The organism is Vibrio sp. HM8-C, from assembly GCF_058630515.1.
On record NZ_JBMMKS010000006.1, the window covers coordinates 1 to 14,939 of the forward strand.

A 14,939-nucleotide genomic window follows, 5' to 3' on the forward strand; every position below is an offset into this window, starting at 1 on the left:
ATGTGCGCCCTACCTCCACAAACTGAAAAGAAAGACGACCCGATTCCTGAGTTACCGCCCCTTGATGGTTCAAAGAACGGAGCCGGTGATGGTACTGCCGGTACGGGAGCAGACATTCCGACAGAGAACCCCAACTTCTGCGATTTGAATCCGCAGCTGTGTGAGAAACAAGAGCCGCCACAATCCCCACCCGAGCCGAATCCTACTCCAACGGAAAAGCCCGACAATACAGAGCTGTCTGCCGGTGATAATGAGATTGTGCAAGAAGTCTCGCTTTCCAATCAGCACTTGGAGAACGTGAACAGCAACTTGAAAAGCCTCGGCGGTCAGCTGCTTGAACAACTCTCACGGGGCAATGAGTTTTCTCAGCATCAACTCGGCTTAATGCGTGAAATGTTGGAGCATCTTATCCAAGGCGATAACAGTGCGCTCATTCCTAATGAAACCGGTAAAGAAGAAAAGCCCAAAGAAGAAGAGGACGAAAAAACCGAGCAACCGATGGCAAGCGCCGACTGTGACAAATCGATTTTCGAGTGTCGCGGTGATGTCATTCAATGCGCCCTACTCAAAGTCCAATACGACAGCACGTGCACGGTCGATGAGTTTGCTCAACTTGAAGAAGCGTTCAAAGGCATCAAGTTACTCAACAACGAAACGCTACTGGTGCAAAACGACACCATTGATTACTCACGCATGAATAAAAAGTATCTGAGCGGCGGTGTCTCCTTTGGTGGCGGTGGTTGCCCTGCACCTGAGCGCATTTCGTTTCGCGCCTTTGGCGAATCCAAATCCATTGAATTTAAGTTTGATCCCGCTTGTCGCTACGCAGAATTATTAAGACCCCTACTTATCGCGTTCGCCTGGCTAACGGGATTGTTCATCATCGGTCGCACACAAGGAGCGGTTTAATATGCAGTACTTCATCGGATTTTTAGCCACCGTTTTAGTCCCTCTCATTCCAAGCCTTGCCAAAGGGCTTGCCACTTATGTAGCGCTCTCGGTCGGCTTCTCTCTTGTAGCTTACACCGGCGTATCGATGGCGATTGATACTGTTGCCGATTATATACAGACCAACATGAATGGCGTGACACCGAAACTTGCGGCGCTCATGGGCATGGCGGGTGTGGATACCTATATCAATGTGGTGCTCACCTGTGTGGTGTTCTCCTTTACCTTGAACGGCTTAATGTCGGCGACCGGCTATCGTCCATCGTGGCGCAAACCGGTTGACCCAGCGTAAGGAGCAAAAGCAATGTTGCACGGTTTCAGTGGCGGCATGGGAACAGGCAAAAGCCTCAACGCGATTAAGTTCATCATCGAGAACGACAACTTCGCGGAGCGTCCTGTGTACTATCACGGTATTCGCGTCATGCTGCTCGATTACAAGGTGTGTGACAGTTTCCAAGGGTGGCTTTATGGCGTCTATTTCCCTGCCAACAGTCACAACAAGGAGCTTGAGTCTAAACTGCTGCGCATTGAAACCGAGCAACGTCTGGCCACACTCGAAGACTTTCCCTATCTGGCGTTTCACTACAAAAAACACGAGCCGTTCAAACAGTGGATGCACTGGTTTAAGAAACTCGCATCCCCTAAGCGACTCGCTGCGTTTAAAGAAGCGTTAGCGGTGCTTGAACTCGATGAAGAATCGATAACCTATCACGATGTTGAACACTTGAACCTGTCTTGGACGGCGTTTGATGATCCGACCGAGATCCACACACTTCCTGCCGGTTCGGTGATTCTGGTTGATGAAGTGCAAAACATTTGGGGCAACAGAACGGCGGGTAAAGCCATGTCCCCTGACGTGAAGTTCGTGACCACGCACCGGCACAAAGGCATTGATTTGGTCTACATCTCCCAAGACTTCAAAGACGTTGACCAAGTCATTCGAAGACGGATGCAGTATTACGTCCATTACGAATTCATCGGCGGTGATTGGCTGCATCGATATTTCCACATCGAGGGCTTTGACCCTGCCAACAAGACCGAACTTGCTAAGGCTGAGAAAGAGAAAGTTAAGCGTGATAACAAATACTATGGCGTCTATCTCAGCTCCATCAAGCACACGCAAAAGGTCAAAATCGACCCGCAGTTAAAGAAAGGCATCATTGGCTTAACGGTCGGCATTTTAGGTATCAGCGCGGCGGCGTTCTACCTCTATTCGTGGTTTCAAAAACAGGTCACACCGGCTGCCGTTGAAGTGGTTCAGAGCGAGGTTTCCACCGTTGAAAGTGCCGAAAATACGGAAGAAGTAAAAATACTGGATATAAACACAGTATATATAGAAAAGTTTCTGCCAAGGCTCAATTCCCTGCCGTTCTCCGCGCCGGTCTACGACTCGCTCACGTTCGATGCAAACCAATATCCCGAACTCACCTGTGTGATTGTGAGAAAACAATGCAGCTGTTTTACACAGCAAGGCTCTGCCTACGCACTGGAAACCAGTGCCTGTTTTAACATTGCTCGTTATGGCTATTTTGACCCGTTTGAGGTTGAAACCGACAGCAATCAACGCCGCAAAACAGCCCAAAATCGCTCAAATAGTGACAATGTCACGCTTAATAAAGGTGGACTCTACTGATGAAACGCATCCTTGCCCTCGCCTTGCTGTGCCTCGCTTCCCGAGCTTTTGCCTTTGAAGCCAACCTCGCCGGTAAGACGCTTAACGAGTTCTTTATCATCTCCAGTAAGGTGTTTGATAAGACCATCATCGTTGACCCGTCGGTAAACGGTGACTTGAAGCTCTATCAAGCCTCGGGTGCGGCGAACTTTCGTGATGTGTGGTTCAGTGTCATGCGCGCTCATAACCTCACTTACATTGAATCGGGTACGGTCATTCGGGTAGACAAGCGCAACAAGCTCACTGGCAGCAATGAAATCGTCACACGCACTTATAAGCTGCTTTATCTGACTGCCGATGATTTACTCGAACCGCTTAGAAAGTCCCTCGTGGTGCAATCGTCTGTACTCGATGTGCCTGATGTGACCAACGTTGACAGCATTATTGCCGGCTCTGCGCTGATGATCACTGCGCCCAAGTCCATGCACAGTGACATTGCCGAGTTCATCGATACGGTCGATAAACCACTCAAACAAGTGAAGATACGCGCTGTGATTGTGGAAACCGTTGACGGTGACTTACGAGATTTAACGGTCAATCTCGCTGCCGGTGCGGGTGCAATTAAGACAGCGTTTGATGGTTCAGCCATTGCGTTCTTAACCGGCTCTCCTAACTTCACCGCGACCAGTGATGATTTTAATGCGTTTGTGCGTTGGATTGAGTCCAATGACAGAACCGAGATATTAAGCCGTCCTGAAATCAGCATTCTGCACGGTCACAGTGGATTGATTAGTGTTGGTCAGGAGCTGCCTATCATTACCGGCTCATACACCACGGAAACCGATGGAAGCAGTAAACCGTTTCAGACGATCGAGCGTAAAGACGTAGGCTTGTCGCTTTGGGTTCAGCCTATGATTGGTTTGAATGGAGATATTAAACTTAGGGTAAAACAAGAGCTTAGTCGTGTTGATAAATCCGTGGAAGCCAGTGACATTGTCACGAGTAAGCGACAAATCGATACCGTTCTTGCGGTCAAATCCGGTCAAACTATTGCGCTTGGCGGCATGATGGCAAGGGATTCCCAAACCGTGACAATGAAAGTACCGGTACTTGGGGATATTCCCTACCTTGGCGTTTTGTTCCGCTCTGAGTCAGAGAAAACCAGTAATCGAACGCTTGATGTTGTTCTATTTGTCCAAGAACTTATGTAGGTTGTTTATACCAAACTGCTACTACAAGCAGCAGTTTGGTAAAACATTTATGCAGTCTTAGGTAACTCGGTGATATCGGCTATATTAGCAGTATCATCTTTGTTACTCCGCAAAACATCTTTGTACGGTTCAAAATAACTGCGAGGTAAAATAGGCCATTTATCATACATATATAAATTTAACCGATAATGCTCTACATCCTTCTTGAACAAGCTATAGGCTTGAGTATCTTTTCCTAATAGGTAATTAGAACACATTAAGTGATTCTTACCATTTTTGTGGGATACAACCATATTTAAGGAGTCTTTATCGACCTTATCATACAAACACTTATTAGCAAATTCTCTATTTATAATCAGTATGTCTCTCGAGGCTAGATCCTTTATCTTGCCTAACCACCAATCACAACACTCAATTGCTTCCAAATATTTTTTAGATTTCAAATGGCAGTATGATAGAGATATTGCATACTTAGATTTCATTAAACCACTATCTTTAGCTTTGTTTAGATATTCAATAGCATCTTCAAATTCATCTTTGTGAATAGATATACTAAACATAGCATCAAAATAATTAGTTCTACTAATTCTATCTTTATTTGAATTCAAATAAATTAGTGCAGTTTCACTATCGTAGTAAACATCTAACAGTAACTCTATTATTTTTGATATATATTCATAATCTGAAGAATGATCAATTATATAATCTATATATCTTCTTGCTGCTGGAAGATCAAAATCAACATTAATATGATAATAAACCATCAGTAAATTAACTGAGTTTAGTTTCATATTTTCTCTAATTATCTTAGAGTTTACTATTTTGTCTAACTCTGTTTTATAACTATCATCTTCACTGAATCTCTCGACGAAGTAATAACTCATACATAAATTGTCTACTACATTTTCTTTTTTATAAGAACTAGAAACGTTATAAATCCTATTAGATTCCTCATAGAATTCTCTAAGTTTATTCATATCATTATGTAAGACAAAATTATCACCGATTATTTCTAGTTTAGTTATATGATTTTGATTAATTGCGTTTACTTCATCAACTAAATCCAAGATATCTTTTTCTTTATCTTTAACACTTAACTTACACTCAATACTATTGTGTTTTTCTTCGATTATACTGAGTTTTATTTTCCAAGCATCGTTCGATAATGAAGGGTTTAGTTTTAAACTTTTATCACAGTATTTGAGCATCTGAACAAATGGAACTTTATCTTCTATAGTATCCTCTTTCGTTAGTGCGAGGGCGCTAGATGCTAAGGCATTGTAATATGGATATACTAGGTTAAATTTCTCTTCACTTTCTAGTAATAAATTATACCTATCTTTAGGATCTCTTTCTAATGTCGTACGTCTGAATAAAAAGTTGACATTATATGGGTCTGACTTCATTAGATCATCAGCAGAAGATATTGCAAGCGATGTTTTATCTTCTAATAAATAAACTTGGATAAGTCTTGTTATATATCTATTTTGAAGCTCTTTATCATTATCTTCAGACATGAATTTTTTAATAACAGATTCAGCATCTGTATAGTTTTCATGTTTTATAAAGCTATCAATTTGTAATAGTTTTTTCAAATCATCGTCAGATAACTCATTATCAAACTTTTCTTCACTATCTCGGGTGATTTCTGCTAATAACCCTCCTATATCTTTATCATTTTGTCTTTTGGTTATAACTTCTAGATCTTGATAAATATAAGGTGAGGATTTTTTAAGGTTATATATATCATCTGTAAAAGATCTAATAATTTTTTCTTTCTTAGAGTCGCCAAAACTATCATCTAGCGACAATGACCCTTTAGTGGCATTATGAATATTCGCCATTAACTCATCGAAACCATCAATTTCAACAAAGTATACGCGATCTTTCCAAAGTAAATTTTTAAGTTCTTGACTAATGTAGTCACCTTTTCTTATACACCAATATATGCCATTTTTGAAATATTCTTCGTTCTTAAGGAGATGTGATATAACATCCATAATAGAACGATCACTACCTGAATAGCCAACTACGATTAACCCATATTCTTTTGAAAATTCAATCAGCTTCTTCTTTATATTAGATTCAAGTGTTTCTGTTTCTCGTAGGGTGCTTTTTATATCATCATATAAATAGTCGCCATGCAGTTTTATTATTTTGGGTCTAGAGCTATTTATTGATAGGCTGCTTACAGAGGAATCGTGCGCACATAGAAGTGGTCTAGTGTGAGAGAATTGGTAAAATGATTCATTAATTAAGTCGTCAAAGTTTGTAGTATATATGGTGTCAAAAAATATATTTTCACCATTAGCGAGTGACACTAGATATGCATAGCCAATTGAAGGAAATGCTGCATCAACTTGTTGCTCAACAAAGCGACGCCTTTGAGATGGCAGATCAAACTTCTTTTCAAATAAAGATGAGTACTCTTTAGTAGGATCATACCAACTCTGTTTAGAAAAATAAGTACTAGCCTTTTCATCTGAATATGGTGTGTCAGTTGGGTTATAGCGTTGGAATATATCCTTACGCCATTCAACAACTAAGTCTTGACCGCTTTTTATTCCGGATGTTACTGAAGCCCCAGCACCAAGTAACAAGCTGTAATTGGTGGCGGTTTTACTTGCCTTTGTTGTTATATAAGTAATTAATTCTTCGACACTTCTCTTTTTATGCGGAATTTCGTCACAAAGTTTCTCAAGTTCCATTTTTAGCCTTTATGATTTTCTACTAGAACTTATACCGTACACTGTATATGCAAGTAACTTCATGATCAGTTCCTCATTTTTGATCCAGATTTTATAAAGATTTCAAAAGTGAGCGATTTATCAAGTTCGCCTTTCCTGACAAGCGAAATAACCTAAAGCATCAAAGTTTGCTCACGTAATATGAAACTTCAATTTTGCCACTAGCTTAACCTGTAATTACGATTTCCATTCCATAATGACTATTTGGTCAATTGTTTTGTTTGTTGATACCTATACTTTTTTTGAACTGTGATAGAGGAGCTTTGTTCATGAACAAGATAGGTAAATTAATAACGTCAACTGCAGCTGCTTTTTTACTAATCTTTAGTTCTGCTGTATCGGCTAAGGTTGAAGGACCTACAACAATAACGTTTAACGAAGATGATAGTACATCATCAGAGATCATTTCATGGAACTGGGGGGTTGGTCGTGCGATAAACCTTGGTACAGGAAGTGGTAGCGGAAGAGCTTCATTTTCTGAAATTTCATTGACTAGGTACACCGACGATCAATCTCCGTTTTTACTAATGGCAGTGGCAACTGGACAAATGTTCAATTCAGTTGAATTGTTAAGAGGAGCTTCGAAAGTTGTTCTGCGTAACGCAGTATTAACAAGTTATTCTGTTTCGGGTTATACAGATAAAAAGGAACAGCAAACTGAAAGTCTATCTATAGCCTTTGCTGGAATTGAATATAGTATTGGCGATAATACATATTGTTTTAGTGTACAAACTAATACTGAATGCTGACTGCCCCGAAGGGATAAGGGAGCGTGTTACGCGACCGAGGCACCAAGCCCACACAAATGCTGAGTGTCTCGTGTCGTTATATGGCGCGGAGCTTCCCTAATCCTTTGATAGCAACAAATTCCCCTTCCTGCCAAGCCAAACGACCTAATAACCTAAAGCGTCAAAAGTTGCTCATAGCTTTGCAGCATACAAATAGCGGCTTTCCGTCTAGTAGTTAAAGCGCAATTGCGGTTGAGTGTGTGCTCGGAACGAGCGCACGCACAAGCGTGATACGCTAAAGGAAAGGCAAAACCCCCGAATCTGTATTACGGGGGTAAATTCCACCGAACTATCGGCGTTCACTGTTTTGGGGACGTTTAGCGCCTCTCTAATACTAAGATTTTCGCTACAGCCCTAGCCAACCTTAACAACTTAGAACTTGTTTGAAGGGTTTCTTTATCCTGACCATACATAAGAGCTTGAGCCAAGAGAATTTGTTGAGGCGTGATGGTTTCACCGGTTGGTGTAACGATATGATGATGGGATATTTTGAAGTCTTCCCAGTTCTTCTTATGACTGATAACTCGACCTGTATTAAGCCGCATGAGTCGTCGACAGCATTCGGGCATTTCACGCCCTCTGTCCCATGCTTTTACAGTATTTATATGCTTACAACAAAGATCAGCGGTCTCTTCAATCGAGAGACCGCATTCAATTTCACGGAAGAGTTGGTTTTTTGTATAACGTGGACGTTTCATTGACTGCGATTTTAAAAGGTGTGCGTTATACAGATAACTCGCAATTCTTCGCAATTACATATATTTAAATGAACAATCTAATGCGAGTCAATTCACATATAGCTTAGTGGCAATGAACGCTTCCTGCTTTATTGTCCATATGACAGCATTGCCCTTGTGGTGAACTTTTACGACAGCCTCCACCATGAGCGAACGCTGATTGGCTAACAACTAACGATATCAATAGTATTGCTAAGTATTTCATTCTGCTTATTCCTTTAATCATTCAAAAGTTTATTCCTTACAGCTTTCGAAGATTAGTTATGAATTCGCATGCACTACATGATGTCAATCACATATGCGCAGATCTATAAATCTGAGGATGACAGTTCGAGCGCAAAGGCTCTAAAGTGCTTACTTTGATTTATCTTTTGTAGAGTTTTCTGTACGAAATGAAATTGTGTGTACTGCTTTGCATCTGACTTACTCGAAGTTAGATCAAACGTTGTTGAGCGACCCATTTTCACCAAGTAAAATGTTAAGTCGTTATTCGTGTTCTGAACTCGCACAATCCATTTAGTGGTTGGCTTTGTAGGTGTTGGTGTCTTTGATTTTTGTTGCTCCCACTTGACCAACTTTTCCTTGATCATGTTGCTATGTTCTATGACGGTGGCTCTGTCCATATTCCATCGTATAGCCTCTGCCTCAAAGCTACTGTCACCAAGTTTGGCTCGGCGAACTTTCAAGGCTTCAATATATTGGTTTGCAAGCTTTTCAGACTCAAGCCTAACGCCTTTAAGCACATGGACGAACCGTCCATTTACGCTCACAGAAAGTTCTATCTTTTCCAATAGCTCCCAAGAGTAAAAATCCAATTTTCCGCTAGATAGTACTTTGATGGTATAGCAATCCATACTTCTTCCTTTTTAATTACATCTCTAAGTATTTTAAAGACGAAAACACTTTAGATCATCGTAAGAAATACAGCATTTTGGTGACACAAATCGAAGCAATTCAACCGTCACTACTCTGAGACATGTAGTTATTTAAACGGTTGAAATTGCGAATCTATTTGAGAATTTTCGTGTGTTTATCTCGGTGCTTTAGAATTATGAAGCATCTTGGCTAAAACTCGAGCAAAGCGGATCAACTTGCGTGTCGTCTTGAGTTCAAGTTCTGACTGGATCTCGAGTAAGGCAATGCCGATGACAATCTGTTGGGGAGAGACTAATTGACCAGTAGGAAGTTCGAGTTTATCGCGCACCATTTTGAACTGCTGCCACGACTCATGATGACTGATCTGCCGACATTTTGCGAAGCGCATCAACCTCCTGCACTCGGGTGGGATGTCTTTACCTTTATCCCACTCCGTGATCGTCCTCGCAGTTTTGAAACACAATTCGGCGGTTTCTTCGATGTCCAATCCACATTCGAATTCTCGAAAAAGTCTATTTTTATGCATGGCTAGACTCTCTCACCGAATTAGGGTATAAAAACATCATACGATAAGTGTTTGTTAAATAACGATTATTTACCGTAATTCGACATAATGCGCACTTAGATATGATAAAGATAACGCTTCTAATTGACACATTATCTGATTGAATTTATTAATGATTCTTTTTTGTTTTGTCGCCTGTACTTTTAAAGCCTTGATGCGGGAACACGTTGCGAATTCTCTGTTGGACTTTCTTAGGAACTTGTTCAGTAAAAACCAATTTCATACCTGTACGTTGTTGATATACTTTCAATTCCCCACTAAATGGTGTTACTTCAGCAATTTCAGTAACGTTATGTTTAAATGTGGGAGGAAAATGTCCTTTTACTTTATGTACTGTACCGTCCTTAAAGCTCACTTTTAGTACTGGTCTATCAACAGCAACTAGCCAAAAAATAATTACAGCAGCGATCAAAATTACGTACAACATGAGTTAACTCCTAGTTAGATAGCAACTTACTCAAATCTTCTTTCAAATTAGATACAGCTTTGCTGGCTTTTTCACTTCGAGACGCTTCACTCAATAGATATTCAATAGCGTCCGATAAAGTACAACCTAATTCATTGGCTCTAGTAGAAAGCTTTTCCCATACTTGGTAATCAAGATCGATCGACTTTTTGCGAGTGTGAATTTGTTCAGCATTGAAATGTCGTTTTCGTTTAGCTCTAATCGCTTGCTTTAGCTTATTATCTAGCTGAGGAGCCATATTTTTCTCAATCCATTCAAGAACCAAAGTTGGTTCATGCTCAATAGATTTAAGTTTTTGAATAGCTGATTCGGCTTCACTACGATCGATATGACATGTGATAGATTCGCCATCTTTCCATTTATTAATCAAGTACTGCCATTTCCAACCACATTCTAAGTTTTCAAGCTGCTGATATTTCATTTGAGGCAATCCATTAAAATTTAGGGTGACAGCGTAACCCAATCAGTATCTATGTTCAAACTAATCCTAACAAAAACTAGAGAGAGATCATTCATCTTACGAGCTATTCGAAGCAATGGTTTTTCTATATAATTCGTTGTCTCTTAATAAACAATTTAGTAACTCAATGACTCAAGATATTTGGCGCCTTGCAACTCCCCAGTACGATGAATTTAAAGTTCAACTCGAACAGTACCCTAACCTACAGCCGATTTCCCTTGTCGACATACAGTCTAGGTTAACAATAGCAATCGACAGATTTCTTAACATTAGTGGCTTTAGCCGTGTCTTGGTCGTGAATGCACCTGATAATTCTATTTATCGCTCACTATTGAAAGAGACAATAGAAAGTTTGGTAGATGATAGTATTCCAGTGGTTTCAACAGAAACTTTAGATATAGAAGCTATTTTTGGACAAGTAAAAGCAGAAAACGGAAGCATAGTTGCTCGTTCTAAAAGTCTGTTATCACAAGCAGATGGTGGTTACCTTATCGTTTCTGCAAATTTGCTTTTAGCGAACCCACGTCATTGGCCTATTTTAAAATCAGCCATTCTTGGCTGTCCTGTTAGCCCACTGAATTGCGATGCGAAGTCCCTTATCGAGGAGCAATCTTTCAATGAATACGATGTCAAACTGATTATCGTTGGTGATCGAAGTCAATTAGGTGATGTCGATTTTCTGGATGCAGATATCCACTCAGGACTTTGTATTTACAGTGAGTTAGAGCTCGATATCAAAATCGACGAAGATTCAATTATTGATTATCTTTCGTTCGTCAAATGGCTGTGTAATTACTATAAGTTACCTGAGTTAACTGCTGATGCATTAGAACGTTTAATGACCGCAGGCGCTCGCTACACCGAAGATCAACACTACGCTCCTCTCTGCGTTATGTGGCATAGAGCTCTACTGGAAGAAGCAGCACTTGAGGCTAATGGACAGTTAATAGAAGCTGTGCATTTGGATCAAGCGATAGATGCTCGTGATTATCGTCAGTCTTATCTTCCAGACCGCGCACTAGACGATATTCTTGATGGACAGGTGTATATCGAAACGCAAGGTGAACAAGTTGGGCAAGTCAATGGATTAACGGTCGTAGACGTCGCCGGGCATCCTGTCTCTTACGGAGAACCAGCACGAATTTCTTGTGTGATTCATTTTGGTGATGGCGATATTGCTGACGTTGAGCGTAAAGTTGAGCTTGGCGGTAATCTTCATGCAAAAGGTATGATGATAATGCAGGCATTTGTAAGTAGCGAATTAGACCTTGATGTTCCTCTTCCTTACTCTGCTTCAGTTGTATTCGAACAATCTTATTGTGAGGTTGATGGTGACAGTGCTTCGTTAGCTGAACTATGCTCATTAGTTAGTGCACTATCTGAGTACCCTATTAATCAACAAATTGCCGTTACGGGCGCTGTAGATCAATTTGGTCGTGTACAAGCCGTTGGTGGACTAAACGAAAAGATAGAAGGTTTTTATCACGTTTGTCAGCATCAAGGCTTTACTGGCGAACAAGGTGTCATTCTTCCTCAAAGTAACTTAAAACATTTGGCTCTTCATAAATCGGTAGTAGAGAGTATAAAAAATGGAGAGTTCCACATTTGGCCAGTATCACATGTGGATGAAGTCGTTCCTCTTGTCATGGGTAAGCCATTTAGAGGAGAAGACGAAGAAAGTGTGATTAGTAAAATTGCAGAGCGCATTGAAAACTTTGAAAAACATGTACAGCCTGTTGGGTTTGTGGACCGTATCAAAAACTGGTTTGTTTAATACTGATCGGAGTTGTTTGGCGTACACGTGTTCACTAACATGCACCCTATCAGAAATTGGAGTAATTGATAATGCAAAACAAACGTGACTCATATAATCGTGAAGACCTATTAGCCTCTAGCCGTGGAGAACTATTTGGCCCAGGTTACCCTCAGCTACCAGCGCCAAATATGCTGATGATGGATCGTATTAGCAAAATGTCAGAAACTGAAGGCGAATTTGGTAAAGGTCTAATCATTGCTGAGTTAGATATCACTCCGGATTTATGGTTCTTTGATTGTCACTTCCCTGGTGACCCAGTAATGCCTGGCTGTTTAGGTCTTGATGCTATGTGGCAGCTTGTTGGTTTCTTCCTAGGCTGGGTTGGTGGTCAAGGAAAAGGCCGTGCTCTTGGTGTTGGTGAAGTTAAGTTCACGGGACAAATCCTGCCAACAGCGAAAAAAGTGACTTACGAAATCAATATGAAACGCGTAGTAAACCGTAAGCTTGTTATGGGTCTTGCTGATGGGCGCGTACTTGTTGACGGAAAAGAAATCTACGTAGCTAAAGATTTGAAAGTTGGTCTCTTCCAAGACACTTCATCGTTTTAATTTGAGCTTATGTATGATTAAAGCAGCTTTTTAGCTGCTTTAATTTTGCACATTATATTTAGTTATAGTGCGTTAAATGAGTTCGATACTAAAAAGCCCCTTTCGGGGCTTAAGATCCTTTAGTATGTGGGGGTTATTTATAGAGACCAGAGTGTTTGTCATCTCTTGCGTCACGCCAACCGCCTAGCCAATATGAACGAGCATCGCTTTGTTGGTATGGACACTCTTCTTGAGATCGTCCATTCAAACCAGCTTTGTAACCTTGAGATTGTGCTCTTTCAAGGCGATCACGCTTTTGTCTCTTCATAGTGCAGTCCTCATACAGTAACTTGTGTCTTACTTACAACTATTACATTGGTGTGGATCTTTTGTGACCACACTTTTAAGAATCGCGCAAAATCCAACCTTTCTCAAGTCAAAAAAAAGCACAAGCTTATTTTTGTGAGCTTGTGCTTTTCTTGACAAAAAATGACTATTTTCTACGGAACCAACCTACGCCAAGGAGAAGTATGCCCCATAAACCTACTCCAGCTCCAGAGCGTTCAGAACTGGTTGAATCAGTACCTCGTTCGCTTATATTACTTGAAGTAGCTCCGACAATTGGAACTAATTTAACAGCTACTGTGGTTTCTGTTTGACTTCCGCCACCGCATGTTGAGTTATGAGCAGTAGTATCATATCCGCCACTACATTTCAGTGCTGTGGCTGATATAACACCAGCGTCATTAATATCAGTGGCATCTATAATACGGTACTGATTATTACCCGCTGCTGAACCATCGTTCGTTAAATCATCGAGATACCACGCTTTATTTTTAAAACGAGCAGCGCGAGATGCATATTCTACTGTATCAGAACCTTCGTAATTACCTGCAACATAAGGATAAATAAACCCGCGTTTTCTACGAGGCTTGCCATCTACTTCGCGAGTCTTTTCATAATCAATTTGACCCACTATTTCGTTATAATTATTAATAGCGCCAGCTTTCCCCCCAGCACCATCAAATATAATTCCTCCAGAAGGAAACTTTGCTGATAAATTTGTCAAGCGAACATCGTCAACGATAAATAATCGGTTCGCGGCAGCGTTGGATTTAGGCTTGCCGCCGTCTCGCTTTGCTGAACCAATCGCTACAAAGTTATTGTTTACAGACGTAACGACAGAATTACTATGTATAACCTCGCTATTAACTTCAACGCTCGCTTCATCAACAACAATAGACGTCCAAGTCCCCAAATCTGTCGTACTACCATGAAACACCGTTGCATTCATGTAGTTTTCACTAGAATCATAGGTGTTATAGCCAACCCCATAGATATTACCACTTCCATCTATGACAAGATCCCGCATACTACCTTGTGCGTATTTACTATCGGTTAGAGAACTATTACTTGGCCAATTAATTGGATAAGTTGTCCCACCATTAACAATCGCAGCCTTAGTTGTATAGTAGTCAGAACCTGATGAAACAACTGTGCTCCCTACAGTGTAAGTACCAGTATCATCCATTCGCCATGCTCTAAAGGTTGTGTCTGAGTTATCACTAATATCAACAAGTTCGCGAATTGTACCAGTGATACTCAGTTTAAAACCAATTCCCACGGGGGTTGCTGAATGTAAACTATTTACGACTATATTATAGTTTTCATCTATTGCAGTACCAATAGTTGAAGAACCTGTAAATGCAATAGAATTAGGGGTGTTTGACCCGCTTTTTTCACTATTCCATATATCCCAACGATCGCTGGCCCAATAATTACATGTTGAATATCTCAACTCAATTTCACAGTAATTTACAAAATCATTATAACTATCAAGATAATCAAAAGCATTGCGATCATTGAATGCAAACGGTGTTTCTTCCCGAAAACTGATACCATCTACAGCATGGCCAGAATTAAGTGATTTCAAACGAGTTTCCCCTGCGAGCAGGTAACTATCACATGCTTTGCCACCCGCACTACTATTTTCGAAACAGTTGTCCTCAGCATCAAATCCAGCACCCCCAGCTGGTTGTTCAATTGCAACACCATAAGAACTCTTATAGGTGTATGTTGTACTAGGGGTCACCTCGACAACATTATAAAGCGCAGCCAATACTTGTGTGGAAGCAAGAATAGCTGAGCTCACAAGGCTCAGCTTAAACAATTTTTTATTCATAAAA

General features: G+C 40.6%; 16 protein-coding genes. 7 read left to right on the forward strand and 9 right to left on the reverse strand.

Annotated features, from left to right (window positions below; genetic code table 11):
• The 4 genes from ACOSVQ_RS08850 to ACOSVQ_RS08865 all read left to right on the forward strand — a co-directional run.
• Positions 1–909: virulence factor TspB C-terminal domain-related protein (locus tag ACOSVQ_RS08850; protein WP_491982184.1), on the forward strand; the 909-nt coding region annotated here is incomplete at its 5' end.
• A gap of 1 nt (position 910) precedes the next feature.
• Positions 911–1,240 carry a DUF2523 domain-containing protein gene (locus ACOSVQ_RS08855; RefSeq protein ID WP_491982177.1) on the forward strand — a complete coding sequence of 110 codons (330 nt, stop codon included), beginning with the start codon at positions 911–913 and terminating at the stop codon, positions 1,238–1,240.
• 12 nt (positions 1,241–1,252) lie between these two features.
• A complete protein-coding gene (locus ACOSVQ_RS08860) occupies positions 1,253–2,581 on the forward strand; it encodes a zonular occludens toxin domain-containing protein (protein ID WP_491982185.1) in 1,329 nt (442 codons plus the stop codon).
• A complete protein-coding gene (locus ACOSVQ_RS08865) occupies positions 2,581–3,771 on the forward strand; it encodes a type II secretion system protein GspD (protein WP_491982186.1) in 1,191 nt (396 codons plus the stop codon). The genes ACOSVQ_RS08860 and ACOSVQ_RS08865 overlap by 1 nt, the downstream gene beginning before the upstream one ends.
• A 47-nt stretch (positions 3,772–3,818) precedes the next feature.
• Here the strand turns inward: ACOSVQ_RS08865 and ACOSVQ_RS08870 are convergent, their stop codons facing one another.
• Positions 3,819–6,479, reverse strand: a complete 2,661-nt coding sequence (locus ACOSVQ_RS08870; RefSeq protein WP_491982187.1) for an SIR2 family protein — start codon at positions 6,477–6,479, stop codon at positions 3,819–3,821.
• A gap of 308 nt (positions 6,480–6,787) precedes the next feature.
• Here ACOSVQ_RS08870 and ACOSVQ_RS08875 point away from each other — a divergent pair, with 308 nt between their 5' ends.
• Entirely contained in the window at positions 6,788–7,267 is a 480-nt protein-coding gene (locus tag ACOSVQ_RS08875; RefSeq protein ID WP_491982188.1) for a type VI secretion system tube protein Hcp, read from the forward strand.
• 356 nt (positions 7,268–7,623) lie between these two features.
• Here ACOSVQ_RS08875 and ACOSVQ_RS08880 read toward each other — a convergent pair whose 3' ends face one another.
• The 6 genes from ACOSVQ_RS08880 to matP all read right to left on the reverse strand — a co-directional run bounded on the left by ACOSVQ_RS08880 (position 7,624) and on the right by matP (position 10,371).
• Positions 7,624–8,004 carry a DUF3653 domain-containing protein gene (locus tag ACOSVQ_RS08880; RefSeq protein ID WP_491982189.1) on the reverse strand — a complete coding sequence of 127 codons (381 nt, stop codon included), beginning with the start codon at positions 8,002–8,004 and terminating at the stop codon, positions 7,624–7,626.
• Positions 8,005–8,107: 103 nt separating this feature from the next.
• Positions 8,108–8,248: a hypothetical protein gene (locus ACOSVQ_RS08885; protein ID WP_491982190.1), complete on the reverse strand. Its 141-nt coding sequence runs from the start codon at positions 8,246–8,248 to the stop codon at positions 8,108–8,110.
• Positions 8,249–8,351: 103 nt separating this feature from the next.
• Positions 8,352–8,897 (reverse strand): hypothetical protein, encoded by a 546-nt coding sequence (locus ACOSVQ_RS08890; protein WP_491982191.1) that lies wholly within the window; start codon positions 8,895–8,897, stop codon positions 8,352–8,354.
• 176 nt (positions 8,898–9,073) lie between these two features.
• Positions 9,074–9,445: a regulator gene (locus ACOSVQ_RS08895; RefSeq protein ID WP_491982192.1), complete on the reverse strand. Its 372-nt coding sequence runs from the start codon at positions 9,443–9,445 to the stop codon at positions 9,074–9,076.
• 148 nt (positions 9,446–9,593) lie between these two features.
• Positions 9,594–9,911 carry a DUF3634 family protein gene (locus ACOSVQ_RS08900; protein ID WP_491982193.1) on the reverse strand — a complete coding sequence of 106 codons (318 nt, stop codon included), beginning with the start codon at positions 9,909–9,911 and terminating at the stop codon, positions 9,594–9,596.
• Between the two features lie 10 nt (positions 9,912–9,921).
• Positions 9,922–10,371 (reverse strand): macrodomain Ter protein MatP, encoded by a 450-nt coding sequence (gene matP / locus ACOSVQ_RS08905; RefSeq protein WP_491982194.1) that lies wholly within the window; start codon positions 10,369–10,371, stop codon positions 9,922–9,924.
• Positions 10,372–10,537: 166 nt separating this feature from the next.
• Between matP and ACOSVQ_RS08910 the strand changes: the two genes are divergently transcribed.
• On the forward strand, positions 10,538–12,184 hold the full coding sequence (locus ACOSVQ_RS08910; protein ID WP_491982195.1) for a S16 family serine protease: 1,647 nt from the start codon (positions 10,538–10,540) through the stop codon (positions 12,182–12,184).
• A 71-nt stretch (positions 12,185–12,255) separates the two neighbouring features.
• Complete coding sequence (gene fabA / locus ACOSVQ_RS08915) at positions 12,256–12,774, forward strand: bifunctional 3-hydroxydecanoyl-ACP dehydratase/trans-2-decenoyl-ACP isomerase (RefSeq protein ID WP_491982196.1); 519 nt, start codon at positions 12,256–12,258, stop codon at positions 12,772–12,774.
• Positions 12,775–12,907: 133 nt separating this feature from the next.
• On the opposite strand, the gene rmf is transcribed toward fabA, so the two are convergent.
• Both rmf and ACOSVQ_RS08925 read right to left on the reverse strand, forming a co-directional pair.
• Complete coding sequence (gene rmf, locus ACOSVQ_RS08920; RefSeq protein WP_165311341.1) at positions 12,908–13,081, reverse strand: ribosome modulation factor; 174 nt, start codon at positions 13,079–13,081, stop codon at positions 12,908–12,910.
• A 165-nt stretch (positions 13,082–13,246) separates the two neighbouring features.
• Positions 13,247–14,935 (reverse strand): DUF3466 family protein, encoded by a 1,689-nt coding sequence (locus tag ACOSVQ_RS08925; RefSeq protein ID WP_491982387.1) that lies wholly within the window; start codon positions 14,933–14,935, stop codon positions 13,247–13,249.
• Between the last annotated feature and the right edge of the window lie 4 nt (positions 14,936–14,939).

Bases quoted from the DNA above. Each gene is read 5' to 3' on its own strand.
- ACOSVQ_RS08865 (WP_491982186.1), top strand. From the start codon at position 2,581: ATGAAACGCATCCTTGCCCTCGCCTTGCTGTGCCTCGCTTCCCGAGCT.
- ACOSVQ_RS08875 (WP_491982188.1), top strand. From the start codon at position 6,788: ATGAACAAGATAGGTAAATTAATAACGTCAACTGCAGCTGCTTTTTTA.
- ACOSVQ_RS08925 (WP_491982387.1), bottom strand. From the start codon at position 14,935: ATGAATAAAAAATTGTTTAAGCTGAGCCTTGTGAGCTCAGCTATTCTT.
- ACOSVQ_RS08880 (WP_491982189.1), bottom strand. From the start codon at position 8,004: ATGAAACGTCCACGTTATACAAAAAACCAACTCTTCCGTGAAATTGAA.
- ACOSVQ_RS08895 (WP_491982192.1), bottom strand. From the start codon at position 9,445: ATGCATAAAAATAGACTTTTTCGAGAATTCGAATGTGGATTGGACATC.
- fabA (WP_491982196.1), top strand. From the start codon at position 12,256: ATGCAAAACAAACGTGACTCATATAATCGTGAAGACCTATTAGCCTCT.
- ACOSVQ_RS08890 (WP_491982191.1), bottom strand. From the start codon at position 8,897: ATGGATTGCTATACCATCAAAGTACTATCTAGCGGAAAATTGGATTTT.
- ACOSVQ_RS08855 (WP_491982177.1), top strand. From the start codon at position 911: ATGCAGTACTTCATCGGATTTTTAGCCACCGTTTTAGTCCCTCTCATT.
- ACOSVQ_RS08860 (WP_491982185.1), top strand. From the start codon at position 1,253: ATGTTGCACGGTTTCAGTGGCGGCATGGGAACAGGCAAAAGCCTCAAC.
- ACOSVQ_RS08910 (WP_491982195.1), top strand. From the start codon at position 10,538: ATGACTCAAGATATTTGGCGCCTTGCAACTCCCCAGTACGATGAATTT.
- rmf (WP_165311341.1), bottom strand. From the start codon at position 13,081: ATGAAGAGACAAAAGCGTGATCGCCTTGAAAGAGCACAATCTCAAGGT.
- ACOSVQ_RS08885 (WP_491982190.1), bottom strand. From the start codon at position 8,248: ATGAAATACTTAGCAATACTATTGATATCGTTAGTTGTTAGCCAATCA.
- ACOSVQ_RS08870 (WP_491982187.1), bottom strand. From the start codon at position 6,479: ATGGAACTTGAGAAACTTTGTGACGAAATTCCGCATAAAAAGAGAAGT.
- ACOSVQ_RS08900 (WP_491982193.1), bottom strand. From the start codon at position 9,911: ATGTTGTACGTAATTTTGATCGCTGCTGTAATTATTTTTTGGCTAGTT.
- matP (WP_491982194.1), bottom strand. From the start codon at position 10,371: ATGAAATATCAGCAGCTTGAAAACTTAGAATGTGGTTGGAAATGGCAG.